The 24,501-nt window shown below is 69.9% G+C and carries 26 protein-coding genes; 16 read left to right on the top strand and 10 right to left on the bottom strand.

Features of this window, described 5'->3' with window-relative positions:
• Positions 1–146: 146 nt before the first annotated feature.
• Genes coxB through WCE39_RS12620 form a run of 5 tightly spaced genes read left to right on the top strand, consistent with a single transcriptional unit; the run spans position 147 to position 4,439 of the window.
• Positions 147–1,118, top strand: a complete 972-nt coding sequence (gene coxB, locus WCE39_RS12640) for a cytochrome c oxidase subunit II (protein WP_343277040.1) — start codon at positions 147–149, stop codon at positions 1,116–1,118.
• 23 nt (positions 1,119–1,141) lie between these two features.
• On the top strand, positions 1,142–2,812 hold the full coding sequence (ctaD, locus tag WCE39_RS12635; protein ID WP_343277039.1) for a cytochrome c oxidase subunit I: 1,671 nt from the start codon (positions 1,142–1,144) through the stop codon (positions 2,810–2,812).
• Positions 2,796–2,936, top strand: coding sequence for a hypothetical protein (locus WCE39_RS12630; protein WP_343277038.1), 141 nt, complete (start codon positions 2,796–2,798; stop codon positions 2,934–2,936). Before ctaD ends, WCE39_RS12630 begins: the two co-directional genes overlap by 17 nt.
• Positions 2,933–3,532 carry a cytochrome c oxidase assembly protein gene (locus WCE39_RS12625; protein ID WP_343277037.1) on the top strand — a complete coding sequence of 200 codons (600 nt, stop codon included), beginning with the start codon at positions 2,933–2,935 and terminating at the stop codon, positions 3,530–3,532. The genes WCE39_RS12630 and WCE39_RS12625 overlap by 4 nt, the downstream gene beginning before the upstream one ends.
• 22 nt (positions 3,533–3,554) lie before the next feature.
• On the top strand, positions 3,555–4,439 hold the full coding sequence (locus WCE39_RS12620; protein ID WP_343277036.1) for a cytochrome c oxidase subunit 3: 885 nt from the start codon (positions 3,555–3,557) through the stop codon (positions 4,437–4,439).
• Between the two features lie 119 nt (positions 4,440–4,558).
• Here WCE39_RS12620 and WCE39_RS12615 read toward each other — a convergent pair whose 3' ends face one another.
• Entirely contained in the window at positions 4,559–4,777 is a 219-nt protein-coding gene (locus WCE39_RS12615) for a twin transmembrane helix small protein (protein WP_189498142.1), read from the bottom strand.
• Between the two features lie 60 nt (positions 4,778–4,837).
• Between WCE39_RS12615 and WCE39_RS12610 the strand changes: the two genes are divergently transcribed.
• The 4 genes from WCE39_RS12610 to cyoE are packed head-to-tail and all read left to right on the top strand — an operon-like array spanning position 4,838 to position 8,244.
• Positions 4,838–5,557, top strand: a complete 720-nt coding sequence (locus WCE39_RS12610; protein WP_343277035.1) for an SURF1 family protein — start codon at positions 4,838–4,840, stop codon at positions 5,555–5,557.
• Positions 5,554–6,144, top strand: a complete 591-nt coding sequence (locus WCE39_RS12605; protein WP_343277034.1) for a hypothetical protein — start codon at positions 5,554–5,556, stop codon at positions 6,142–6,144. The genes WCE39_RS12610 and WCE39_RS12605 overlap by 4 nt, the downstream gene beginning before the upstream one ends.
• Positions 6,144–7,322: a COX15/CtaA family protein gene (locus WCE39_RS12600; protein WP_343277033.1), complete on the top strand. Its 1,179-nt coding sequence runs from the start codon at positions 6,144–6,146 to the stop codon at positions 7,320–7,322. The genes WCE39_RS12605 and WCE39_RS12600 overlap by 1 nt, the downstream gene beginning before the upstream one ends.
• A 1-nt stretch (position 7,323) precedes the next feature.
• Positions 7,324–8,244, top strand: a complete 921-nt coding sequence (gene cyoE / locus WCE39_RS12595; RefSeq protein WP_343277032.1) for a heme o synthase — start codon at positions 7,324–7,326, stop codon at positions 8,242–8,244.
• 305 nt (positions 8,245–8,549) lie between these two features.
• Here cyoE and WCE39_RS12590 read toward each other — a convergent pair whose 3' ends face one another.
• The 6 genes from WCE39_RS12590 to rpsU form a co-directional block, all read right to left on the bottom strand.
• The gene (locus tag WCE39_RS12590; RefSeq protein WP_343277031.1) at positions 8,550–8,951 is read right to left on the bottom strand and encodes a hypothetical protein; all 402 of its coding nucleotides are present in this window, start codon (positions 8,949–8,951) and stop codon (positions 8,550–8,552) included.
• Positions 8,952–8,967: 16 nt separating this feature from the next.
• Positions 8,968–10,215 (bottom strand): DNA/RNA non-specific endonuclease, encoded by a 1,248-nt coding sequence (locus WCE39_RS12585; RefSeq protein ID WP_343277030.1) that lies wholly within the window; start codon positions 10,213–10,215, stop codon positions 8,968–8,970.
• 299 nt (positions 10,216–10,514) lie between these two features.
• Positions 10,515–12,245: a DNA primase gene (gene dnaG, locus WCE39_RS12580; protein ID WP_343277029.1), complete on the bottom strand. Its 1,731-nt coding sequence runs from the start codon at positions 12,243–12,245 to the stop codon at positions 10,515–10,517.
• 46 nt (positions 12,246–12,291) lie between these two features.
• Positions 12,292–13,227 (bottom strand): YihY/virulence factor BrkB family protein, encoded by a 936-nt coding sequence (locus WCE39_RS12575; RefSeq protein WP_343277028.1) that lies wholly within the window; start codon positions 13,225–13,227, stop codon positions 12,292–12,294.
• Positions 13,228–13,400: 173 nt separating this feature from the next.
• Positions 13,401–13,847, bottom strand: a complete 447-nt coding sequence (locus WCE39_RS12570; RefSeq protein WP_343277027.1) for a GatB/YqeY domain-containing protein — start codon at positions 13,845–13,847, stop codon at positions 13,401–13,403.
• Between the two features lie 104 nt (positions 13,848–13,951).
• A complete protein-coding gene (gene rpsU, locus WCE39_RS12565; protein WP_343254595.1) occupies positions 13,952–14,167 on the bottom strand; it encodes a 30S ribosomal protein S21 in 216 nt (71 codons plus the stop codon).
• A gap of 225 nt (positions 14,168–14,392) precedes the next feature.
• On the opposite strand from rpsU, the gene tsaD reads away from it, so the two are divergent.
• The 5 genes from tsaD to WCE39_RS12540 all read left to right on the top strand — a co-directional run bounded on the left by tsaD (position 14,393) and on the right by WCE39_RS12540 (position 18,753).
• The gene (gene tsaD, locus WCE39_RS12560; protein WP_343277026.1) at positions 14,393–15,478 is read left to right on the top strand and encodes a tRNA (adenosine(37)-N6)-threonylcarbamoyltransferase complex transferase subunit TsaD; all 1,086 of its coding nucleotides are present in this window, start codon (positions 14,393–14,395) and stop codon (positions 15,476–15,478) included.
• A 27-nt stretch (positions 15,479–15,505) separates the two neighbouring features.
• Positions 15,506–15,862 (top strand): dihydroneopterin aldolase, encoded by a 357-nt coding sequence (gene folB / locus WCE39_RS12555; RefSeq protein WP_343277025.1) that lies wholly within the window; start codon positions 15,506–15,508, stop codon positions 15,860–15,862.
• Positions 15,863–15,883: 21 nt separating this feature from the next.
• Positions 15,884–17,158: a mechanosensitive ion channel family protein gene (locus WCE39_RS12550; RefSeq protein WP_343277024.1), complete on the top strand. Its 1,275-nt coding sequence runs from the start codon at positions 15,884–15,886 to the stop codon at positions 17,156–17,158.
• A 114-nt stretch (positions 17,159–17,272) separates the two neighbouring features.
• Positions 17,273–17,779 (top strand): 2-amino-4-hydroxy-6-hydroxymethyldihydropteridine diphosphokinase, encoded by a 507-nt coding sequence (gene folK, locus WCE39_RS12545; RefSeq protein ID WP_343277023.1) that lies wholly within the window; start codon positions 17,273–17,275, stop codon positions 17,777–17,779.
• Positions 17,780–17,919: 140 nt separating this feature from the next.
• Positions 17,920–18,753, top strand: a complete 834-nt coding sequence (locus tag WCE39_RS12540) for a DUF6159 family protein (protein ID WP_343277022.1) — start codon at positions 17,920–17,922, stop codon at positions 18,751–18,753.
• A gap of 9 nt (positions 18,754–18,762) precedes the next feature.
• On the opposite strand, the gene WCE39_RS12535 is transcribed toward WCE39_RS12540, so the two are convergent.
• Positions 18,763–19,515, bottom strand: coding sequence for a pteridine reductase (locus WCE39_RS12535; RefSeq protein ID WP_343277021.1), 753 nt, complete (start codon positions 19,513–19,515; stop codon positions 18,763–18,765).
• Between the two features lie 69 nt (positions 19,516–19,584).
• Here WCE39_RS12535 and WCE39_RS12530 point away from each other — a divergent pair, with 69 nt between their 5' ends.
• Together WCE39_RS12530 and WCE39_RS12525 are read left to right on the top strand one after the other, a co-directional pair.
• Positions 19,585–20,769, top strand: coding sequence for a class I SAM-dependent methyltransferase (locus tag WCE39_RS12530; protein ID WP_343277020.1), 1,185 nt, complete (start codon positions 19,585–19,587; stop codon positions 20,767–20,769).
• Positions 20,766–21,188 (top strand): VanZ family protein, encoded by a 423-nt coding sequence (locus WCE39_RS12525; protein ID WP_343277019.1) that lies wholly within the window; start codon positions 20,766–20,768, stop codon positions 21,186–21,188. Before WCE39_RS12530 ends, WCE39_RS12525 begins: the two co-directional genes overlap by 4 nt.
• On the opposite strand, the gene WCE39_RS12520 is transcribed toward WCE39_RS12525, so the two are convergent.
• Positions 21,148–22,422 carry a multifunctional CCA addition/repair protein gene (locus tag WCE39_RS12520; RefSeq protein WP_343277018.1) on the bottom strand — a complete coding sequence of 425 codons (1,275 nt, stop codon included), beginning with the start codon at positions 22,420–22,422 and terminating at the stop codon, positions 21,148–21,150. The two genes, WCE39_RS12525 and WCE39_RS12520, sit on opposite strands and share 41 nt — an antisense overlap.
• A 10-nt stretch (positions 22,423–22,432) precedes the next feature.
• The gene (locus WCE39_RS12515; RefSeq protein ID WP_343277017.1) at positions 22,433–24,493 is read right to left on the bottom strand and encodes a lytic transglycosylase domain-containing protein; all 2,061 of its coding nucleotides are present in this window, start codon (positions 24,491–24,493) and stop codon (positions 22,433–22,435) included.
• Positions 24,494–24,501: the final 8 nt, after the last annotated feature.

Below are 24,501 nucleotides of genomic sequence, written 5' to 3'. Positions count from 1 at the left end.
CGGCTAACATCCCGTTGATCAGGCGCGTCCCGCTGGGGGCGTGGCTGGTCCACTTGCCGGGGAGACATGCCGGCCGGGGATTTTCCGAACAACGGTTCCAGCAGGCGGCCACGCGGCCGCCACCGACGACATTTGGGGTTGCACGCATGAGGCAGGCGCGATTCTTGCGGTGGATTCTGGCGGTCATCGCCGCGGCGCCGGCAGCGGCATTGGCACAGGCGGCCGACCCGACGCGATGGCAGCTGAACATGGGGCGCGGAGTCACCTCCTCGTCGCAGAACGCCTACGACGCGCACATGCTGGTCCTGTGGATCTGCGTGGCGATCAGCGTGGTCGTGTTCGGTGCGATGGCCTACGCGATCTTCGCCTTCCGCAAGTCGAAGGGCGCAGTGGCCGCCAAGTGGAGCCACAACCTCAAGGCCGAAGTGGTCTGGACCGTGATCCCGGTGGTCCTGCTGGTGATCATGGCCTGGCCGGCCACCGCCAAGCTGATCGCGATGTACGACACGCGCGAGTCGGCGATGACCGTCAAGGTCACCGGCTACCAGTGGATGTGGAAGTACGACTACCTCGGCGAGGACGTCTCCATCACCAGCCGCCTGGACCGCGAGAGCGACCGCATCCGCCAGTCCGGCGAGCGCCCCGACCTGGCCGCCAATCCCTACTACCTGCTCGACGTCGACAACGAGCTGGTGCTGCCGGTGGACACCAAGATCCGCTTCGTGATCACCGCCGACGACGTCATCCACTCCTGGTGGGTGCCGGCGCTGGGCTGGAAGCAGGATGCGGTGCCCGGGATCGTCAACGAGCACTGGACCGATATCCGCGAACCCGGCGTCTACCGCGGCCAATGCGCGGAGCTGTGCGGCAAGGACCACGGCTTCATGCCGATCGTGGTGCGCGCGGTGCCGAAGGACGAGTACGCAAGCTGGCTCGCGTCGATGAAGCAGTCCGGCGCCGGCGTGCCGAGCGAGCCTTCGGCCGTGCCGCAGGGCGGTGACGGCAATGCCCCGAGCTCGGTCGACCCCGACATGGTCGAAGACGTGCTGCAGGGCGAGGAGCCCGCCGCCCCGCAGGCGCCCGCCGCCGCCCCCGCCGACGCTTCCAGCGCCGGCTGACCGAACACGAAAGGCCGACACCCATGTCCACGCACACCACCGCCGCTGCTCCGCACGAACAAGGCCACGACGACCACGCCCACAGGCAGGGCTTCGTCCAGCGCTGGTTCTTCTCCACGAACCACAAGGACATCGGCACGCTGTACCTGCTCTTCAGCTTCATGATGTTCATCATCGGTGCGGCGATGAGCGTGGTCATCCGCCTCGAGCTGGCGGTGCCGGGGCTGCAGCACGTCGACCCCCACTTCTTCAACCAGATGACGTCGATGCACGCGCTGGTGATGATCTTCGGCGGCGTGATGCCGGCCTTCGTCGGCCTGGCCAACTGGCTGATCCCGCTGCAGATCGGCGCGCCCGACATGGCGCTGCCGCGCATGAACAACTGGTCCTTCTGGATCCTGCCGTTCGCCTTCACGATGCTGCTGATGACGCTGTTCCTGCCGGGCGGCGCACCGGCCGGCGGCTGGACCATGTACCCGCCGCTGTCGCTGCAGGGCGGCTCCAGCATGGCCTTCGCCATCTTCGCCATCCACATGATGGGCATCAGCTCGATCATGGGCGCGATCAACGTCATCGCAACCGTGCTCAACATGCGCGCGCCGGGCGTCGACCTGTTGAAGATGCCGATCTTCCCGTGGACCTGGCTGATCACCGCCTTCCTGCTGATCGCGGTGATGCCGGTGCTGGCGGGCGCGGTGACGATGCTCCTGACCGACAAGTTCTTCGGCACCAGCTTCTTCAACGCCGCCGGCGGCGGCGACCCGGTGATGTACCAGCACATCTTCTGGTTCTTCGGGCACCCCGAGGTCTACATCATGATCCTGCCGGCCTTCGGCGTGGTCTCGGAGATCATCCCGACCTTCAGCCGCAAGCCGCTGTTCGGCTACCAGGCAATGGTGTACGCGACCGCCGCGATCGCCTTCCTGAGCTTCATCGTGTGGGCGCACCACATGTTCACGGCGGGCATGCCGCTGGGCGGCGAGATCTACTTCATGTACGCGACCATGCTGATCTCCGTGCCCACGGGCGTGAAGATCTTCAACTGGGTCAGCACCATGTGGAAGGGCTCGCTGACCTTCGAAACCCCGATGCTGTTCTCGATCGCCTTCGTGATCCTGTTCTCGATCGGCGGCTTCTCGGGCCTGATGCTCGCGATCGTCCCGGCCGACTTCCAGTACCACGACACCTACTTCGTGGTCGCACACTTCCATTACGTGCTGGTCACCGGCTCGGTGCTGGCGCTGATCGGCGCGGTCTACTACTGGTGGCCGAAGTGGACCGGCCGCATGTACAACGAGGCCTGGGGCAAGTTCCACTTCTGGTGGACGATGGTCTTCGTCAACCTGCTGTTCTTCCCCCAGCACTTCCTGGGCCTGGCCGGCATGCCGCGCCGCATCCCCGACTACAACGTGGTCTTCGCCGACTGGAACCTGATCAGCTCGATCGGTGCGTTCGGCATGTTCGTCACGCCCTTCATGATGTTCGGCATCCTGTTCCATTCGCTGAAGAAGGGTGCCGTGGCACCTGCGCGTCCGTGGGAAGGCGCGCGTGGCCTGGAGTGGACCGTGCCGTCGCCGGCGCCGCACCACACCTTCACCACGCCGCCGGTGATCCGCCCGGGTGACCTTGCCCACGGCGACCTGGATCCGGAAGGCCATGAAGTCGAGCCTGTCAACGATGCCAGCCGCGCCTGACCAGCACGATCCCGATCGCGTTGCCGCCCAGCGGCGGCGCGCGCTGCGCCTGGCGCTCGTGCTTGGTGCCGTCGCGCTGGCGATCTACATCGCGTTCATCCTTTCAGGAGTCTTGGCGTCATGACCGGCAAGCGCTCCAATACCGCGGGCATCGGCAAGATGGTGCTGGCCGCGGGCGTGGCGTTCGCGTTCACCTTCTCGCTGGTGCCGCTGTACCGGATCGCCTGCGAGAAGGTCTTCGGCATCCGCCTGGACAACACCGCGGTTGATGCCGGCACCGCGGCCACGGCCGGTGCCGCGGCCGAAGCGCGGATGGTCACGGTGGAATTCGACGGCGGCGTGAACTCCTCGCTGCCGTGGTCGTTCCGGCCCAACCAGGCACGCATGCAGGTGCAGGTCGGCCAGCAGTACGAAACCACCTATTACGCGCACAACGACAGCGAGCGCGCGATCGTGGGCACGGCCACGCCGTCGGTCGCGCCGGCGCGCGCGTCGGGCTACTTCGCCAAGACCGAATGCTTCTGCTTCACCGCGCAGACGCTGACCGCTGGCGAGACGCGCGACATGCCGGTTCGCTTCATCATCGACCCCTCGCTGCCCGCCGACGTCAAGACCATCACCCTGTCCTACACTTTCTACAAGAACGACGTCCTGACCGAGCGCGAACAGGCCACCGCCGCCGCCGCGGCAGCGACCACCGTGCCGCACGCGGCACCCTGACCCAGCAACAACGGATACCGACATGGCACAGGCCCAAGCCGACCACCAAGACCCGAACGTCTATTTCGTCCCGCACGACAGCAAGTGGCCGGTGTTCGCGTCGATGGCGCTGTTCGTCCTCTTCTTCGGGCTCGCGAGCTGGTTCAACGAGGTCTCCTGGGGCAGGACGATGTTCTTCGTCGGTGCCGCGGGCCTGATCCTGATCCTGTTCAAGTGGTTCGCCGACGTGATCCTCGAGTCGGTCTCCGGCTATCACAACCGCCAGGTCGACGGCTCGTTCCGGATGGGCATGGTGTGGTTCATCTTTTCCGAGGTGATGTTCTTCGCCGCGTTCTTCGGCGCGCTGTTCTACGCGCGCGCGCTGTCGCTGCCGTGGCTTGGCGGCGCCGGCGACGGCGTGATGACCAACGCCCTGCTGTGGGAGGGTTACAGCGCGGCCTGGCCGTCGTCCGGTCCCGGCGCGATCGGCGGTGCCTTCCAGACCATCCCGGCCTGGGGCCTGCCGCTGCTCAACACCCTGATCCTGCTGACCTCGGGCGTGACGCTGACCATCGCCCATCACGCGCTGAAGGCCGACAACCGCCGCCAGCTGCTGGTGTGGCTGGGCCTGACGGTGCTGCTGGGCTGCACCTTCCTGTTCTTCCAGGTCGAGGAATACATCCACGCCTACCGCGATCTCAACCTGACCATGGGCTCGGGCATTTACGGTTCGACCTTCTTCATGCTCACCGGCTTCCACGGCGCGCACGTGACGCTGGGCACGATCATGCTGGCGATCATCTGGTTCCGCTGCCTGAAGGGCCACTTCACCAAGGACAACCACTTCGCCTTCGAGGCCGTGGCCTGGTACTGGCACTTCGTCGACGTGGTCTGGCTGGCGCTGTTCCTGTTCGTCTACGTGGTCTGAGGCGCGCGCCCGCCAGGGCGGCCGTCATGGAATGACGAAGGCCGGCGATTGCCGGCCTTCGTGTCTGCGTCGCCGGACCGGCTCGACGCCGCGGGACGGCGCCATCCGGTCGACTGCGCTCAGCCCTGGATGCCGTGGGGCGTGATCCACCCCATCCAGATCGACAGGAGCACGATCAGGATCAGCGCCACGGACAGCGCGATGCGCCTGGTGAGCGCGTTGACGGTGCGCTTGGTGGTGCCCTTGTCGACCAGCATGTAATACAGGCCGGCGCCAAGGTTCCATACGATCAGGATCAGGAATCCGATGATGAGCAGGGTTTTCAGCGAATCACTCATGCGTGGCCTCCAGCGGGCCCGTGCGATCTCCGCAGTATCGCACCCGGGGTGGCCTGCGCGATGAGCCGCAACGCGACGCTGTCCTTCGGCTGGGCGCTGGCGCTGCTGGCCATCGCGGGCTTCAGCGCGCTGGGCCAGTGGCAGCTCGGCCGCCAGCACCAGAAGCAGGCGATGCTGGATGAAGTGGCTGCGACCGTGGCCGCGCGCGCGCCGCTGGCGCTGTCGGCGGCGGCCGATCCCGCGCGCGTGCGTGGATACGACTGGGTCGCCGGACCGGGCCACTTCGCCGAGGTGCCCGCGGTACTGCTCGACAACCAGCAGCGCGGCGGCCGCGCCGGCGTGCGCGCCTACCGCGTGTTCGTGCCGGAAGCGGGCAGCGATCCGCTGCTGGTGGAGCTGGGCTGGCTGCCGCTGCCCGGTGACCGCACGCTGCCGCAGGTGCTGCGCCCGGTCGGTGCCCAGACGCTGGCCGGACTGCTGGCGCCACCACCCTCGCACGGCATCGGGCCCGCCGGCTTCGCCGCGCAGCCCGACGGCACCCTGCTCGCGATCGGGCTGGATCCGGCTTCGCTGGCGGCGCCGCTGCACCAGCCCGGACTCGCGCCGCGGGTGCTGAAGCTCGATCCCGCGATCGAACTCGGCTACGCCCGCGACCTCGACGTGCTGCCCAATACCTTGCCGCCCGAACGCCACCTCGGCTATGCCGTGCAGTGGTTCGCGCTTGCCCTCGCGGTGTTCGCCACCGCCCTGGTCCTCACTTTCCGCAGGCCCCGCACATGACCGACCCCACGACCCGACCGCCGGTGACCCCGCACCAGCGCAACCGCAACCGCACGCTGCTGCTGCTGATCGTGGCGGTGTTCTTCGGCAGCGCGCTGGTGGCCGGCGCGCTGCGCTTCTCCGGCTGGCGCCCGGCGGGCATGAAGAACCACGGTGAGCTGCTGCAGCCGCCGGGCGACCTGCGCGAGGTCGTGCCGCGGCTGGTCGACGGCGGCGAATACCTCTGGAATCCGGTCGAACGCACCTGGCGGATCGTGGTCGCGCCGCCCGCGGACTGCACGACAGCCTGCGTGGCCCTGTCCCGGGACCTGGACAAGGTCTGGCGCCTGTTCGGCCACAACGCCGACCATGTGCACATCCTCTGGGTCGGCGCGCCGCCCGAGGGCGCGCTGCAGAACCGCGTCTGGCACGTCATCGAACCGGCGCCGGCGCTCAACGCGCAGCTCCCGGGCCTGGAGGCCGGCGGTTCGCAGGGCGTGCCGGTGTATGTTGTCGACCCCCACGGCTTCGTCATCCTGCGCTATGCGCCGGGCTTCGATGCCGGCCACCTGCGCACCGACCTGGCGCGACTGCTCAAGCTGAAGTGATGACCAACGGCAACGCCACGCACCACGGATCCCGCCACATCCACCGCAACTTCCACCGGATCGCCTGGCTGGCGGTGGCGCTGGCGCTGGGCGTGATCGTGTTCGGCGCCTTCGTGCGCCTGTCGCACGCCGGCCTGAGCTGTCCCGACTGGCCGACCTGCTACGGCCGCGCCACCTGGCCGCAGGCGGCGGAGCACGTCGCCGACCACGCCGCCAGCAGCATCCGCGAGTTCGAGGACCACAAGGCCTGGCGCGAGCAGGTGCACCGCCACGCTGCCGCGATCCTGGGGCTGCTGGTCCTGGCGATGGCGCTGCTGGCCGCGCGCCGGCGCCCGCGCGGCATCACCCAGGTGCTGGCCGCCGCGGGCGTGGTGGCGGTGGCGATCCCGGTGTACATGTCGGGCGCGCACGTGGCGGCCTCGGTGCTGGCGGTGGCAGGCGAGGCCATCCTGCTCGCGGCCGCGCTGCGCTGGCGCGGCGGCGACCTCGCGCGCGAAGCCTCGGTGACGCTCGCGGTGATCATCTTCCAGGCCCTGCTGGGCATGTGGACGGTGACCTGGCTGCTGAAACCGGTGGTGGTGATGGGGCACCTCCTGGGCGGGCTGCTGACCTTCTCGCTGCTCACGTGGATGGCCTGGCGTGCCCTCGACCGGCCGATCGTGCTGGCCTATGCCGGGCGGCTGCGCCGGCTGCTGTGGGGCGCGCTTGCCGTGCTGGGCGTGCAGGTGGCGCTGGGTGGCTGGGTCAGCGCCAACTATGCGGCACTCTCCTGCGGCGCCGGCGGCTGGTCGATCGCGAACTTCCCGCAGTGCGCCGGCATGTGGCTCCCGCCCACCGATTTCAGCGAAGGCTTCGTGCTCTGGCGCGGCATCGGCGTGGACTACGAGGGCGGCGTGCTCGACGGCACCGCGCGTATCGCGATCCACGTCGCGCACCGCCTGGGCGCGGTGGTGGCCGCGGCCGTGCTGCTGTGGGCCGCGGTGCGCATGCTGCGCACGCCGGGCCTGCGCGGCTGGGGGACGCTGCTGGCGCTCCTGACCGTGGCCCAGGTCACGCTTGGCATCCTCAACGTCAAGCTGTCGCTGCCGCTGCCGGTGGCGGTGATGCACAACGGCGGCGCTGCCCTGCTGGTCTTCGTGCTGGTCTCGCTGCTGGCGCGCCTGCGCGGGGTGGACTGACATGACCGCGAAGTTCGGCCAGTACTGGCAGTTGACCAAGCCGCGCGTGGTGGCGCTGATCGTGTTCACCGCGTTCGTGGGCATGTTCATGGCGGTACCCGGGCTGCCGCCGCTGCAGGAATCGGTGGCCGGCTTCATCGGCATCTGGCTGGCCGCGGCCTCGGCCGCGGCGATCAACCACCTCATCGACCAGCGCATCGACAAGGTCATGGTGCGCACCTCCAACCGCCCGCTGGCCACAGGCAGCCTGGCGCCGGTGCAGGTGCTGGCGTTCGCGGTGTTCCTGGGCGCGCTGTCGATGACGCTCCTGGTGGCGCTGGTGAACGTGATCACCGCGCTGCTGACCTTCGCCTCGCTGATCGGCTACGCGATCGTCTACACCGGCTTCCTGAAGCGCGCCACGCCGCAGAACATCGTCATCGGCGGCATCGCCGGCGCGGCGCCGCCGCTGCTGGGCTGGTCGGCGGTCACCGGCATGCAGAACGAGTGGGACTGGGCGCACGCGCTGCTGCTGGTGCTGATCATCTTCGTGTGGACGCCGCCGCACTTCTGGGCGCTGGCGATCTTCCGCCGCGAGGACTACGCGCGCGCGCTGGTGCCGATGCTGCCGGTGACCCACGGCGTCGAGTACACGCGCTGGCAGATCCTGCTGTACACGGTGCTGCTGCTGGTGGTGACGGTGCTGCCCTGGGCGGTGGGCATGAGCGGCCTGTTCTACCTCGGCGGTGCGCTGGTGCTGGGCCTGGTGTTCCTCTGGTACGCGTGGAAGCTGATGGACCCGCCGGACGAGTTCTTCGCCATGCGGGTCTTTAACTACTCGGTGGTGTACCTGATGGCGCTGTTCGCGTTCCTGCTCATCGACCATTGGCTGTTGCCTTACCTGCAGCCCTCGCCGCTGTTCGAGCTGCAGCGGGTGGGGTGAGAAGCTTTTTGCCACGGATTTACGCGGAAAGGGCGCGGGTTTACACGGATAGGGCAAGAGCTTTTTTTCAGCCACGGATTTACGCGGATTACGCGGATTTGGCCGAGGCCAGCCCACGCACCACGCCCTGCGCCAGTCTTTATTTCAAATGGATTAGCGGCTGCAACCTTGCCTCGGCCAAATCCGCGTAATCCGCGTAAATCCGTGGCCAAAAACGCCCTCCGCTTTTTTCCTCTGCCCGCTCTATCCGCGTAAATCCGCGCCCTTTCCGCGTAAATCCGTGGCAAAAAGGCTCTTGGGGCCGGCTATTCCGCCGGCCGCGCGCGCGCCGCGACTTCGGTCAGCGTGGCCGGCGTGATGTCCCACTGTTCCGGCGTGTCGTAGTCGAATTCGACGGCCATGCGTCCGCTGTCGCGCCAGACGCGCAGGATGCAGGCGTTCCAGGGTTCCTTGCCGGGCAGGCGGGTGGCTTCGCGAAGATCATCGAGGGTCGGGCCCAGCGTGTCGTCGTCCGGCGTGGCGGCGGCGTAACCGCCGTCGGCGTCGTAGCGAAAGCCGCTCATTCGGCGGGCGAGGGCGCCGTCGCCGTAGCGGACGATCAGCGCATAGGCCTGCCATTCGCCGTCGGACACGGCCGGGTCCGCCACCAGCAGCTTGCCGATGCGGGCGATCAGTTCATTGCGGTCGAGCAGCGGGCCTGCGTGCATGCGGGGCAGTCTGCCGTCAGGCGGCGGCCCTGTCGATCATGTCGGGCATGCGCGTGGAGGCGATGGCGTCGAAGGACTGGCCCGCACTGTTGCCGAAGGCGAGCAGCGAGGGGTCGTACACGACGCTGCCGGTGACGGGGTCGATCACTTCGTAGTCGACGTGCACTTCGTCGGGGCGGGCGGCGTCGTTGCGCACCAGGTCGATGTCGATCCGCACGTCCATGCCCGCGCCCAGCCAGTCGCTCCATTCCTGCTCCATCCTGGCGTAGGCGCCCTGGTTGAAGTTGCTGAACTGCGGGAACATGTTGACCTCGCCATGGCCCTGGGCGAAGCGGTATGCCATGAGGTGGCCCACGTCGTCGCCGCTGCCCTTCATGTCGTTGTCGGTGCGGAACCGGCTCTGCGCGTTGCCCTCGATGCGGTCGGAGTCTCGGCCGCGGCTGGAGGGCTCCCAGGTCAGCACGGCCTCGGCGCCGGTGGGGCGGCCTTCGGCGTCGAGCGTCCAGGTGATGTCGTTGACCTCGCCGGAGCCGGCCTCGGCCACGGTGCCGCGCACTTCGCCGGGCTCTACGTCCTCGCTTACGGTCACGGTGCCGTCGGGCACCTGGCCGGTCAGCAGCATGCGGTTGTACTGCGCGAGGTCGGTGCCTGCCGGATCGGACAGCATGCTGGTGTGGCGGGTGAAGTCTTCGCGCTCAAGCGCCGGCGAGCCGGGGCCACCGTCGCGCGGGGCGTCGAACAGCTGCTCCGGGCCGGTCATCACCCGCAGGCCCTTCTTTTCGGTCATCTCCAGCGACAGGCGCAGGTCGTCGATCGAGGCCAGGTCATTGGCCGCGGCGAGTTCGCGGAAGGCGGGCTCCAGCGCGGTGCCGGCATAGTCGGCGCCGTGTACCTCGATGCGGGTGCGCAGCGGGATGGTCGCGGGATCGAAGGGATTGACCGAGGCCATCGCCGCCGGCGTCGCTTCCTCGTTGCGCAGGGTGACCTCGTAGCGCACCGGCACGTCGGTGGCGGCGCCCGAGGGACCGTGCACGGTCATCTTGCCGCTGGCCTCGTAGTGGGTATTCCACTGGTCGGACCGTTCGTTGCCGGTCACTACGCTTCCCGGGTCGAGCTCGAAGGCGACGTCGCCGGGGCGTGCGTCCAGCAGCGCCGGATCCAGCGCCGGCTTGCCGGCATCGGGGCGCAGCGCGTTGCCTGGCCCCTCGCACCAGGACTGCGGCGGGGGCAGGGGAGCGAGCAGGCTGCGGGTTTCGAACGACATGCGTCAGGCACCGGTAGGCGATAGCGTCTCCATGACAATACGGAGCCGTACCCATCGCCACCATTGGGGAAAACCCCTGTCTTCCGCACGACACATTGGCCCTGACTGCCCTTGTAGGAGCCGCTATAGCGGCGATACGGCCAGCCAGCCTGGAGCTGGGTATGGCCGCTCCCACAGTGCGGGCAATCGCAGCCATAGCTGCTCCTACAGGGTCCCGGTGGCGTTTGTGGGAGCCGCTATAGCGGCGATCGTGGCCACGGGCTGGCCGCCGGGCCACGGGCGCGGCGGGCCTTCGGGACTCAGGCGTTGCGGGCTTGCAGGAGTTCGCGCAGCTCGGCCTTGTCGGCGGCGTCCAGGCCTTCTTCACGCTGCTTGGCGAGCAGCTCGTCCACGCGCTGGGCCAGGGTCTGGCGGTCGAGCTGGGCGATGGCGTCGATGAACTCCAGGCGCCAGCCGGCCTCGTCGCCGGGAAGGTCGAGGCTGGCCAGCTTCTGCAGGGCGCCGGCTTCCTCACGGCCCTCGAAGTGGCCGAGCAGGGCGCCGGTGCCGATGTCCGGGCGCGCGCTGACGATGGCCACCAGTTCGGTCAGGAGTTCGATGCCTGGCTGGCGCAGGGCGACGAAGCGGTAGGGCGGCTGCAGCTCCAGCGCCAGCTGCGGGCGCTGCAGCAGCAGGGTGATCGCGCCGCGCACCATGCTGCGGCGTGGCGTATTGCCAGCGGGTGCCCGGCGCGCGCGCGCGGCCGGGACGTGCACGTTCGGCGCCGCGGCGCGGGCGCCCACGCCGGTGAGTTCGGTCAGCCGCTGCTGCATCAGATCGGCGAAGGCGCCGTCGGGCAGCTGCGCCAGCATCGGCTTGGCGCGCTCGGCCAAGCGCGCCTTGCCATCGAGCGTCGCCAGGTTGATGCCGTCCCCGGCCAGGCTGTCGAACAGGAACTGCGACAGCGGCGTGGCATCGGCCAGGCGCGCGTCGAAGCCGGGCGCGCCCTCGTTGCGGACGATGGTGTCGGGATCCTCGCCGTCGGGCAGGAACAGGAAGAAGGCCTGGCGGCCGTCCTTCATCCGCGGCAGCACCGACTCCATCGCGCGCGTCGCGGCGCGGCGGCCTGCGGCGTCACCGTCGAAGCAGAAGTAGACGTCGGGCGCGTTGCGGAACAGCAGCTCGGCATGGTCGGGCGTGGTCGCGGTGCCGAGCGTGGCCACCGCTTGGGTGATGCCGTGCTGGAACAGCGCCACCACGTCCATATAGCCTTCAACCACGATCAGGCGCTCGATCTTCTGGTTGGCCTGGCGCACCTGCCACAGGCCGTAAAGTTCGCGGCCCTTGTGGAACAGCGGCGTCTCGGGCGAGTTGAGGTACTTGGGCGAATCCTCGGCCTTCAGCACGCGCCCACCGAATGCGATCGCGCGCCCGCGGCGGTCGTGGATCGGGAACATCACCCGGTCGCGGAACTTGTCGTAGACGTGGCCGCGGTCGTTCTTCGACAGCATGCCGGTGCGCTCGAGCAGCGACGTGCGGCGCGCGTCGCTGCCGAGCGCATCCTTGAGCGCGGAAAACCCGCCGGGCGCGTAGCCGATGCCGAACTGCTCGCGGATCGAGGCGTCCACGCCGCGCGCGTCGAGGTAATCCCGGGCTTCGTTCCCGGACATCAGCGCGCCGCGATAGAAGCGGGCCGCTTCATCGAGCACCGTGTACATGTCGCGGGTGTCCGGGTTTTCATTGTGCTGCCGCGTCTCGCGCGGCACTTCGATGCCGGCGCGCTTGGCGAGTTCGTCGATCGCATCAAGGAACTCGAGCCGGTCGAAGTTCATCAGGAACGAGATCGCGGTGCCGTGCGCGCCGCAGCCGAAGCAGTGGTAGAACTGCTTGTTCGGCGACACCGTGAACGATGGCGAGCGCTCGTCATGGAACGGACAGCGCGCCGAATACTCGCGGCCCTGGCGCTTCAGCGGCACGCGCGCGGCGATCACCTCGACGATGTCCGTCCGGGCGAGAAGGTCGTCGATGAAAGCGTCTGAGAGGCGTGCCATGGCTCCCGCCATGATCGCATGCGTACCCGGGCTCCTGCGGGAGCGGCTACGGCCGTGACCGGGCTTGCAGTGGTTCCCGGGCGAGCGATCCGCGCCGCCGCGTCGCGCGCTCGTCCAGCCGCCTGCGGACGTCCGACAGCCGCCAGCGCTCATCGATCACCGCGGTGATCATCGCGCCCACGAAAAACACCACCGCCGCGTAGTACAGCCACACCAGAAGCACTACCAGCGTGCCCATCGAGCCGTAGGCGCTTCCGGGTGCGGCCTGCGCGATGTACAGGCCGATGGCCCAGCGGCCGAGCACGAACAGCAGCGCCGTCAGCAGGCCGCCCCAGAGCGCCTGCCGCCAGCGCACGCGGCGGTCGGGGAGGTAGTGGTACATGAGCGCGAATGCCAGTGCATACAGCGCCAGCGCCGCCAGGTTGCCCAGGACCGGCAGGGTCGGCGAACCGCCGAACATGACCTCCAGCGCAGTGGTCAGGGCCGCCGAGACCAGCAGCAGGAAGCCCAGCGCCAGCACCACGCCGAAGGAGAACACGCGCTTGCGCAGCCAGGCCCGCAGTCCGCCGCGGACCTTGTCGCCGGAGGTGTGGAACACCAGGTTCAACGTGCCCTGCAGGCGCGCGAACACGGCGGTGGCGCCGAAGAACAGCAGCCCGGTGCTCCACAACCCGGCCAGGGAGCCGACGTCCGGCTCGGCGCGTGCGTTCTGCAGCACCGTATTGGCGACTTCGCCCGCGCCCGTCCCGGCGATCACCTGCACCTGCTCCAGCAGCGCGTCCTGGGCGGCCGGGTAGAGCGAGGCCGTCAGCCACAGCAGCAGCACCAGCAGCGGTGCCAGCGACAGCAGTGCGAAGAAGGTCAGCGAGGCGGCGTGGGTCAGGATGTCGACTTCGACGAAACGCTGCGCGATCGCATACGGCAGCGACTGCTGCAGGCGTTCGAAACCCGCCTTCAGGCGCCCGGTGATGAATTCAGCCATGGCGCGCAGGATGCGACCGGTGCTGTGCACGTGCCGTGGCGGTGCGTTCGAATGTTTCGGTGGGAGCGGCTCTAGCCGCGATCCGGTATCGCGCAAGCCCGTTCGCGGCTGTAGCCGCTCCCACAGGTGCCCCGCAAGGGGCCCGGCAAGAGGTCCGCAAGGACCCTGGTGGATCAGCCGGCGAGGGACTTCTTTACCAGCGCCGAGACCTGGCCCATGTCGGCCTGGCCGGCGAGCTTCGGCTTCAGCACGCCCATCAGCTTGCCCATGTCGGCCGGGCCGGCGGCGCCGGTCTCGGCGATCGCGGCATCGATGGCGGCCTGGACCTCGGCCTCGCCCATCTTCTCGGGCAGATAGCGCTGGATGACCTCGATCTCGGCCCGCTCGATGGCCGCGAGGTCCTCGCGGTCGGCGGCCTCGAACTGGCTCACGGAGTCCTTGCGCTGCTTGACCATCTTTTCCATGGCGGCCAGCACCTGGGCGTCGTCGAGCTCGACGCGCTCGTCGACCTCGCGCTGCTTGATCGCGGCGTTGACCAGGCGGATCACGCCCAGGCTGGCCTTGTCGCCGCTTTTCATGGCGGCCTTCATGTCTTCGGTGAGGCGCTGCTTGAGGCTCATCGCTGGTTCTCCATTTGCGTCAACACAAGAAGCCGGCGACGCTTGCGCGTGCCGGCTTCAGGGATGGATCACGACCGCGGCGCAGGACGCGCCGGCAGGCCGGATCAGTACATGCGCTGGCGCTTGGTGACGTCGCGCGAGGTGCGACGGACCTGGCGCTTCACCGCGGCCGCGGCCTTGCGCTTGCGCTCCTGCGTCGGCTTCTCGTAGTACTCGCGCTTGCGGGTCTCGGCCAGCACGCCGGCCTTTTCGCAGGTGCGCTTGAAGCGGCGGAGGGCAAACTCGAAGGGCTCGTTTTCGCGGACTTTGACGCTGGGCATTGGGAATCTCTGGGTTCGGGGTGCGCCGGTTTCCCCCCGGCGAGCCGCGTATGATAGCCCCGTCTCCCACGCGGCGCAAATGTGCCGGTCCGGGTCGCAGCTATGGCTGCTCTGCGGGGCCGGCGGATGTTGTAGGAGCCGCTATGGCTGCGGCCGCCCCCCGTCGAGGCCCACCCGCACCATTCGCTCCCGGACCCACCCCACAGACCCACCCGCCCAAGCCCCATGATCGTCCTCGGAATCGAAACCAGCTGCGATGAAACCGGCGTCGCCGTCTACGACACCGCGCGGACGGGTGCCGACGGGCTGCGCGCGCACGCGGTCTACAGCCAGATCGCCCTGCACGCCGAATACGGCGGGGTGGTCCCGGAGCTTGCCAGCCGCGACCACGTGCGCAAGCTGCTGCCCCTGGTCCGCCAGACCCTGGCCGAAGCCGGGCTCGAGGTCGGCGATCTCGACGGCGTGGCCTATACCGCGGGTCCCGGGCTGGTCGGGGCGCTGCTGGTCGGCGCCGGGGTGGCGCGCGCACTGGCCTGGGCACTGGAGTTGCCGGCGGTCGCCGTGCACCACATGGAGGGCCACCTGCTCGCCCCGCTGATGGAGGTCGATCCGCCCGAGCCGCCCTTCGTGGCCCTGCTGGTGTCGGGCGGCCATACCCAGCTGGTGGCGGTGGACGCGATCGGCCGCTACCGCCTGCTCGGCGAGACCCTGGACGACGCCGCCGGCGAGGCCTTCGACAAGACCGCCAAGCTCATGGGCCTGCCGTATCCGGGTGGGCCGCAGCTGGCGGCACTGGCCGAAACCGGCACGCCCGGCCGGTATGCGTTCCCGCGGCCGATGACCAATCGCCCGGGCCTGGATTTCAGCTTCAGCGGCCTGAAGACCCAGGTGATGCTGGCCTGGCGCGCGAGCGACCAGTCCGAGGCCACCCGCGCCGACATCGCCCGCGCCTTCGAGGATGCGGTGGTCGACACCCTGGCCATCAAGTGCGAGCGCGCGCTGGACGCGGCCGGCTGCGACACCCTGGTGGTGGCCGGCGGCGTCGGCGCCAACCGGCGCCTGCGCGTGCGCCTGCAGGCGATGGCCGCGAAGCGCGGCGGGCGCGCCTGCTTCCCACGCCCCGAGCTGTGCACCGACAACGGCGCGATGATCGCCTTCGCCGGCGCCCTGCGCCTGGAAGCGGGGCAGCGCGCGACCGACGCGGTGCACGTCACGCCGCGCTGGGACATGGCCACGCTGCCCGAGGTCACTTCGGTGCCGGCGACGCTGTTCGCTCCGGGCGCAACCGGGGCCACCGCGCCACCGCGTTAAGCTGGCCCGCCGTCCGGACCGCGCGCCATGGACCACGTCTTCATCGAAGGCCTCGAGATCGAGGCCCTGATCGGCATCTACGACTGGGAGCGGCGCATCCGCCAGACGCTGGTGTTCGACCTCGAGATGCGCTTCGACAACCGCGTGCCCGCCGCCAGCGACGACATCGCCCACACGCTCAACTACAAGGCCGTCAGCAAGCGACTGGTCGAGTATGTCTCGCAGTCGGATTTCGGCCTGGTGGAGACGCTGGCCGAACGATGCGCGGCGATCGTGCTGCAGGAGTTCAACGTCGATTCGCTACGATTGAAGCTCGGCAAGCCCGGCGCCGTGCGCGGCGCGCGCGCGGTCGGCGTGGTCATAGAGCGCCACCGGGCGGGCTGATTCGTCCACTCTGGAGATTCCATGCAATTTCGACTTGAAGCCCTGCGCGAGACGCTGGCGCCGTATCCCTGGGCCTATTCCCTGCTGGTGCTGACGGCGCTGCTGCTGGTCGCATGGCTGGCCAACTTCGTGACCAAGCGGATCCTGCTGCGCGGCCTGCGCCAGGTGCTCATGCGCGTCGCGGCACTTGCCGGGCACGCCGGAAACGGCTCGATCAGCCGCATGCGCGTGGTCTCGCGCCTGGCCAACGTGGTGCCTGCGCTGGTGATCGGCAGCGGCATCGCGCTGGTGCCGGACCTGTCGCCGGGGCTCGTGGCCTTCATCACCGGCCTGTGCCGGGTGTTCGTGATCTTCACCGTGGCGCTGGCCTTCGGCCACGCGCTCGATGTCGCCAACGAGGTCTACGAGCGCCGCCCGGACGCGCGCAACAAGCCGATCAAGGGCTACCTGCAGGTTGCCAAGATCATCGCCCTGGTGATGGCGGCGCTGGCCTCGGTGGCGCTGCTGGCGGGCGTGGACCTGGTGCACGTGCTGACCGGGCTTGGCGCGGCCAGCGCGGTGCTGATGCTGATCTTCCAGGACACCATCCTGTCGTTCGCGGCCAGCCTGCAGATCAGCGGCGACGGCCGCGTGCGCATCGGCGACTGGATCGAAATGCCCAGCCAGAACGCCGACGGCGATGTGATCGACATCGCCCTGCACACGGTCACCGTGCAGAACTGGGACAAGACCATCACCACGGTGCCCACGCGCAAGCTGATCAGCGACTCGTTCAAGAACTGGCGCGGCATGACCGAAGCCGGCGGGCGCCGCATCAAGCGCGCGATCTACCTGGACCAGCACAGCACGCGCTTCCTCACGCCGGACGAGATCGCGGGGCTGCGGCGCTTCCGCCTGCTCGACGACTATCTTGGTGGCAAGTCGAGCGAGCTGGAGGCGTGGAACCAGACCCTGGGCGAGCGCGGCCGCGAGGCGGTCAACCGGCGTCGCGTGACCAACCTCGGCACCTTCCGCGCCTATGTGCTGCAGTACCTGCGCAACCATCCGGGCATCCACCAGGACCTGACCCTGCTGGTGCGCCAGCTCGATCCCACCCAGGCCGGGCTGCCGCTGGAGATCTACTGCTTCACCAACGACACCGCCTGGGCGGCCTACGAGGGCGTGCAGGGCGACATCTTCGACCACCTGCTGGCAATCCTTCCCGAGTTCGGGCTGCGCGTGTTCCAGGCGCACAGCGATGCGCCGGTGGAGGTGCGCCTGCGCCGCGAGGAAGGGCCGGCCACCGCCGTCGACTGACGGACGCAACCGACCCGATCGCCGAGCCTTGTCGCGCGCGCCGCCGGGTGTGCCCGCCGCTCGCGCGCGGGCCGCCCGGTGCGCGATCATGAGCACCCCCACGGAGTGCGGCCCATGCCCATCGCCTGCCTCAGCCTCGGCAGCAACATCGATCCCGAACGCCATATCGCGATCGCTTTCGCGGCGCTGCGCGCGCGCTTCGGCGACATCCTCGCGTCGGCTGCCTACCGGACGCCGGCGGTGGGTTTCGAGGGGGCGGACTTCGTCAACGCCGCCGCCGTCATCGACAGCGACCTCGATGTGCATGCGTTGAACCACTGGCTGCACGCGCTTGAAGACGCGCACGGCCGCGACCGCAGCGGCCCGCGCTTCGGCGACCGTACGCTGGACATCGACATCGTGCTGTTCGACGACCTGGTCTGCAGCGGCCCGGGCAACCTGCGCCTGCCGCGCGGGGAGCTGCGCCACGCCTTCGTGCTGCGGCCGCTGGCGGAGATCGCGCCCGAGGTGGTCGAGCCGACCAGTGGGCGCACGCTGGCCGAGCTGTGGGCGGCATCGGCCGAGCGCAACGTGGCCATGCATGAAGTCACGCTGCCGGTGCAGAGCGATGCTCCCGCGTGATCGCTGCTGACAACCGGTACTGACACGGCACCTGTCCGGTCGGTCACACTCCGCGCGCTGGCGCCGTCATGGGGACATGCGCTGGACGAAGCGGCCAATCGGCGGTTTCGGGGCGCAGCACGCAGACGGAAGGAGGGGCCATGTTCGACAAATTCTCGCGCAGCTGGGAAATGGTGAAGGCAAGCGCGGCGGTGCTGCGCTCGGATCGCGAGCTGATGCTGTTCCCGGTGCTGTCCGGGCTGGCGACGCTGCTGGTGCTGGCGAGCTTCGCGCTGCCCACGCTTGCCCTGCGCCTGTTCAGCAGCGGCCTCGGCGTTGGCGGCGTCCTGCTGGGCTTCGCCTTCTACTTCTGCACCTACAGCGTGATGATCTTCTTCAACTGCGCGCTGGTGGGCGCGGCGATGATCCGCCTGGACGGCGGCGATCCCACGTTGGCCGACGGCTTCGCCGCCGCACGCTCGCGCCTGGGTGCGATCTTCGGCTATGCCGCGATCGCGGCCACCGTCGGCGTGCTGCTGCAGTCGATGAAGGCGAAGGACAACAACTTCCTCGTGCGCCTGGTCGGCAGCGGCTTGGGGCTCGCCTGGACCCTGGCGACCTTCCTGGTGGTGCCGGTGCTGGTCAGCCGCGACATCGGTCCGGTCGATGCGCTGAAGCAGAGCGCGACCCTGCTCAAGCGCACCTGGGGCGAGAACGCCGTTGGCCAGGTCGGCATCGGCGCTGCGTTCGGCCTCTTGACCGGTGGCGCCGTGCTGGTCTCGGTGCTGCTGGTGGTGCTGGCAGCGCAGGCGTCGGTGGCGCTGGCGATAGCGGTCGGGGTGCTGTGCCTGGTGGCCGTGCTCATGCTGGGCGTGTACCAGGCGGCGCTGACCGCCATCTACTCGGCGGTGCTGTACCGCTATGCGGTCTCGCATGAAGTGCCGGACGCGTTCCGCGACACCGCCATCGCAACGGCATTCGCGCCGAAGCACTGAGGCGTCACGCTACGGGCCGCGACCGCCATCCACCGAAAGCACGCTGCCCGTGGTGTAGCCGGCATCGCGCAGCAGCCACAGCACCGTGCCGGCGATCTCTTCGGGGGTGCCGGTGCGGCCCAGCGGCGTCATCGCCAGCAGACGCTCCTGGAGGTCAGGATCGATGCCTTCGTCCGGCCACAGGATCGCGCCCGGCGCTACCGCATTCACGCGCACCTCCGGCGCCAGTGCGACGGCCAGGGCGCGGGTGGCCGCCTCCAGCGCGCCCTTGCTGGCGACGTAGGCCGCGAGGTCGGCGCGCGGCGCACGCGCATAGATGTCGGAGATGTTGACGATCGCGCCGCCGGCCGCGCGCAGGTGCGGCGCTGCTGCCTGCGCAAGGAAGAACGGTGCGCGGGCGTTGACCGCCATCATCGCGTCCCAGTGGCCGGGATGGATGCTGCCGAAGGTGGCGGGAGCGAACGCCGAGGCGTTGTTGACCAGGGCGTCCAACCGGCCGAAGCGGCCCACGCTGCGCGCCACGAGTTCCGGCAGGCGGTCGAACCCGGCAAGCTCCGCCCGCAGCGGCAGCACGCTGCCAGCGCGCGCGGACTCCAGCTCGGCCGTCAGCGCCAAAGCCTCGTCGGCCGAGTCGCGGTAGTGCAGCACCAGGTCGTAGCCCTCGGCGTGCAGGCGGCGCGCGATGGCCGCGCCCAGGCGGCGCGCGGCGCCGGTGACAAGCGCAACGGGATGGCCTCCCGGCATGACTGGCTGCGTACTCATGACCGACACCATAACGTTCCGCGCCGCCGGGTTCCGTATCCTGTCGCGCGTTACGCAACGGAATCCCCCATGCTCCTTCCCCCGCTTGATCCCGCCGCGCAGGCGCACAGCGAGCGCCTGCGCAGCCTCATCCACGCCGTGATCGCCGATGCCGGCGGCGCGATCCCGTTCTCGCGCTTCATGGAGCTGGCGCTGTATGCGCCGGGCCTGGGCTATTACAGCGCGGGCAGCACAAAGTTCGGCCGCGCCGGCGACTTCGTCACCGCGCCGGAGCTCGGCAGCCTGTTCGCCGAATGCGTGGCCGAAGCGCTCGCGCCGCCGCTGCGCCAGCTGGGCGAGGACAGCAGCTTCCTCGAGATCGGCGGCGGCAGCGGCGCATTCGCCGAGGCCGCGCTCAGGCACCTCGCGACGCTGGACGCGCTGCCCGCGCGCTATGCCATCCTGGAACCCAGCGCCGACCTGCGAGAGCGCCAGCGCGAGCGCCTGCAGGCGCGCCTGCCCGAAGCGCTCAGCGCCCGCGTGGAGTGGCTCGACCGCCCGCTCGACGAGCCCTGGCAGGGCGTGCTGTTCGCCAACGAGGTGATCGACGCGCTGCCCACGCCGCGCTTCGTGATCCGCGGCGGCGAGGTGATGGAGGAAGGGGTGTCGGTGGCCGCCGACGGCAGCTTCGCCATCGTCGAAGTCCCCGCCGATGCGCTGATGGTTGCGGCCGTGCGCCACGTCGAGCGCCAGCGCGACGAAGGCGCCTTCCCGGAAGGCTACCGCTCCGAACTGCTGCCGCAGCTGCCCTACTGGATCCAGGCGGTGATGGGCCGGATGCAGGCGGGGGCGATGCTGTTCATCGATTACGGCCATCCGCGCCGCGAGTACTACGCCGCCACCCGCGACCGCGGCACCCTGCGCGCTTTCCACCGTCACCATGTAGTCGACGATGTGTTCGCGCGCGTGGGCCTGCAGGACATCACCGCGTCGGTGGATTTCACCGCGCTGGCCGAGGCCGGCACCGGCGCCGGCTTCGATTTCGCCGGCTACTGCAGCCAGGCCATGTTCCTGATCGGCAACGGCCTGGAGCAGCGGCTGGCGGCGCATGAGGCGGTGGCCGCCAACGAGACCGCGCGCTACGCGCTGCGCCGCCAGGTGCAGCAGCTCACCCTGCCCACGGCGATGGGCGAGCGCTTCCAGGCCATGGGCTTCGAGCTCGGCGTTCCCTTCGAAGCCGCCTTCCTTGCAGGTGACCTGAGTTTCCGCCTGTGAGCCGTCCGCGCGTGGGGCGCTCGCTCAAGCCGCTTCGCCATCCCCTGGCGTGGTGCGCGCTGTGGTGCCTGGCGATCGCCGCGGTGGTGGTGTTTTCGCTGCTGCCCGCACCGGACCTGCCGGACGCACCGGGCAGCGACAAGCTGCACCACTTCATCGCCTACTTCGCGCTCGCGGCCAGCGCGGTGCAGCTGTTCGCGCGCTGGCCGGCGCTGCTGGGCGCGGGCCTCGGGCTGGTGCTGCTGGGCATCGGCCTCGAGCACGGTCAGGGTGCCTTGACCGGCTCCCGCATGCCCGATCGCTGGGACGCGCTGGCCAATACCCTGGGGGTCGTCGCCGGGTTGGCGACGCGGCTGACGCCGATGCATGACCTGCTGCTCAGGCTGGAGGCGCGGGTGCTGTCCCGGGCCAGGGGTTGACCTCGCCCTTGCGCAGCGTGCGTGCAGCCCCGATCGCGGCGATGCGCGCCTTGCGCAGCGCGGCGCCGAAGGCGGGGCCTTCCAGCCCCTCGCCGGCGATGTCGGCACCGGTCACCGCGGCGGCGGCGTCGCGCAGCGCGACCAGTTCGCGCGCCTGCGGATAGGCGCGTTCGGACAGCCCGGCGCGGCCTCGCTTGTCGGCTTCGCAGGCCGTGGCCATGCGGCGGATGCGGTCCGGCTTGCGGAAGCCGTCGCAGCGCGCGAGCAGGTCGTGCACGGTCTGGTCGCGAAGCTCCGCCAGACGATGCACGTTGAGGTGTTCACGGCAGGTGGTCACGCCCAGGTCGCGGTGCGCCGCTGGCACCCGCAGCCGCTCGCACAGCGCGCGCACGGGGGCCACGCCGCGCTGCTCGTGCTGGACGTGCGCCGGCAGTTGGTTGGCCGGCGTCAGCGCCTTGCCGAGGTCGTGCACCAGGGCCGCGAACCCGACCTGGTCATCGCCCGGTGCAAGCTGCGCGGCCATGTCGCAGACCAGTTCCACGTGCACGCCGGTGTCGATTTCAGGGTGGTATTCCGCGCGCTGCGGCACGCCGTAGAGCGCATCGACTTCGGGCAGCACGACGGCCAGCGCGCCGCAGTCGCGCAGGGTGCGCAGGAAGGCCGACGGCCTGGGCGAGCGCAGCGCGCGCACCAGCTCCTGCCAGACGCGCTCGGGCACCAGGTCGGCGAGCTCGCCGCCGGCGACCATGTCGCGCATCAGCGCCTGGGTCTCGTCGGCCACGCTGAAGCCCAACGAGGCGAAACGCGCCATGAACCGCGCCGCGCGCAGCACGCGCAGCGGATCCTCGGCGAACGCGGGACCGACGTGGCGCAGCACGCGGATCTCGAGGTCGTGCGCACCGTTGTACGGATCGGTCAGGCGACCGTCGTCCCGCTCGGCGATGGCGTTGATGGTGAAATCGCGGCGCCCGAGGTCTTCTTCCAGCGTGACCGTCGGCGCGGCGTCGACCACGAAGCCGCGGTGGCCCCGTGCCGATTTGCGCTCGGTGCGCGCCAGCGCGTGTTCCTCGCCGGTCTCGGGATGCAGGAACACCGGGAAGTCGCGGCCCACCGCACGGAAGCCGGTGGCCAGCATCGCTTCGGGCGTCGAGCCCACCACCACCCAGTCGCGGTCCCCTGCCGGCAGTCCCAGCAGGCGGTCGCGCACCGCACCTCCGACCAGATAGGTCTCCACGTCCGTGACCTCAGCCTTCCGCAGCCGCTGTGGGAGCGGCCATGGCCGCGATCGTCGTGCGGTAACCGATCTCGGCTGTAGCCGCACCCACGGGATTTCCGACGGAAATCCCCGCGGTCGCTGCAGACGGGCATGCGAACGCCTTGCGCACCGGACCGCTGCGCCCGTGCATGCGATCACTGACCGGCACCGCGCGGTCTCCCAGGCGCCAGTCGTAGATCACGCTGAAGGCCAGCACGCGCGCCACGTAGTCGCGGGTTTCCTTGTAGGTGATGGTCTCGATCCAGAAGTCGGCGTCCATGCCCGGACGGTCCGCCTGCCAGCGTGCGGTTGGCGTGGGGCCGGCGTTGTAGGCGGCGATGGCGACGTAGGGCAGGGTGTATTTGTCCTTCATCTCGCGCAGGTAGGCGGTGCCGATGCGGACGTTGGTGGCCGGATCGAACAGCGACTCCGCGCCCGACCACGGGATGCCCAGCCGGCGCGCGACGCCGGCGCCGGTCTCGGGCAGCACCTGCATCAGCCCGCGCGCGTTGGCCGGTGACCGCGCGCGCGGGTTGAACACGCTCTCGGCGCGGATCTCGGCCGCGACCCAGGCCGGGTCAAGCTGGTTGCGCGCGCTCTCGCCGCGGATCAGCAGGTCGTGGTGCAGCGGGAAGCGCAGCGTGTACAGCCGCAGCTCGTCGGGTTTGCGCTCGCCGCCGGCGTTGACCAGGCCGAACACGCCACGGTCGAACCAGCCGTTGGCCTGTGCGATCTCCACCGCCATCTGACGCTGCCGGTCGCTGAAGCGCGTCAGCGCGTCGCGCCATTCCCGCGTCGCCCATGCGGCGCGATTGATGCGGAACAGCGCCATCGAGCGCTGCATCGCCGGGTCGGCGGCGACGGCGGCCTTCTCCGCCGCGCTGCCGCCGTGCTCGATCGGGCACAGCGCGTAGGGCTGGTCGATGCGGTCCGCTGCAAGGAATCCGTGGAACTCCGGATCGCGCGCCGCGGCGGCGTACAGCGGCCGCGCGCCGGCGCGGTCGCCGATGAGCTCGTGCAGGCGCGCGGCGAAGTAGGTCCAGCGGGAATCGCTGCGTTGCTTGTCGCCCATGCGCTTGATCGCCGCCAGCGCCGCCGGCCAGTCGGAGCGGGCCATCGCCTCGCGCGCGCGCCATTCGTGCAGGCGCTCGTCATAGGCTGCTTCGGGCACCGCGGCCAGCCGGCGCGCGCCGCCCTCGTGGTAGGACGCCACCGTCCACAGCGCGATCTGGTACAGCACCCGCGCGCGGTCGGCATCGGTGAACTGCAGCGCCTGCGCTACCTGGGGCAGCAATGCTTCGGCGGCGTCGGGATTGGAACGTGCCAGCGTGGCGAGGCCGTGCGAAGCCGCCAGGCGACTGCGCGCGTTCTTGGGCCAGGACACTGCGCCGGCATCGGCGTGGCCAAGGTATGCCGCGTAGGCCTCCGCCTGGCGGCGCGCCTCGGCGGGCAGGCCACGTGCAGCGGCGCGCGCCACGCCCGGCTGGCCCTCGGCGATCGCGGCCTCGATGCGCGCCCAGCGCAGGCCGTCGTCCATGCCGCCGCGTTCGGCCAGGGCATCGAACACCGGATCGCAGGCATCGGGCTGCGAACGCCCGGCACTGCGCCAGAGCTGTTGTACTTCCGCCGTCCACCCGGCATCGGCGGCGCCGGTGCGCAGCCGCGCCTCGAGTTCGCTGCACGCAAGCGCCGCCGAACCCGTGCCCGGCACCCACGCCGCGCGGAACGGACCCCAGGCCTTGCGCCGCGCCAGCTCGCCCAGCCACGCTGCGCGGAAGGTGTCGGCCACGGCCTGGCCCCGGTGGCGGTCCAGGAAATCGATCGCCTGCGCCGGCGCCAGCTTGGCAAGGTCGCGATGCAAGCGCGCGTAGCCGATCCAGCCCTGCAGCGGGTGGTCGGCGCGCAGCGGCGGCAACGGCTGGCCGATCTCGGCGGCGGTGAGCGCGCGCCGTGCAAGGTCGTCGTCGGGCAGCGCCTGCGCCACGACTGCGATGGGGGCCGACAGCGCGAACGCCGCGGACAGTAGGATGGCGAACGTTCCGTGCGGCATGCGGGGAC

Source organism: Luteimonas yanweni (assembly GCF_039548475.1).
Lineage (GTDB): Bacteria > Pseudomonadota > Gammaproteobacteria > Xanthomonadales > Xanthomonadaceae > Luteimonas.
Note: the sequence above shows the minus strand (reverse complement) of the source record. Positions and strands in the feature narration are given on the sequence as shown.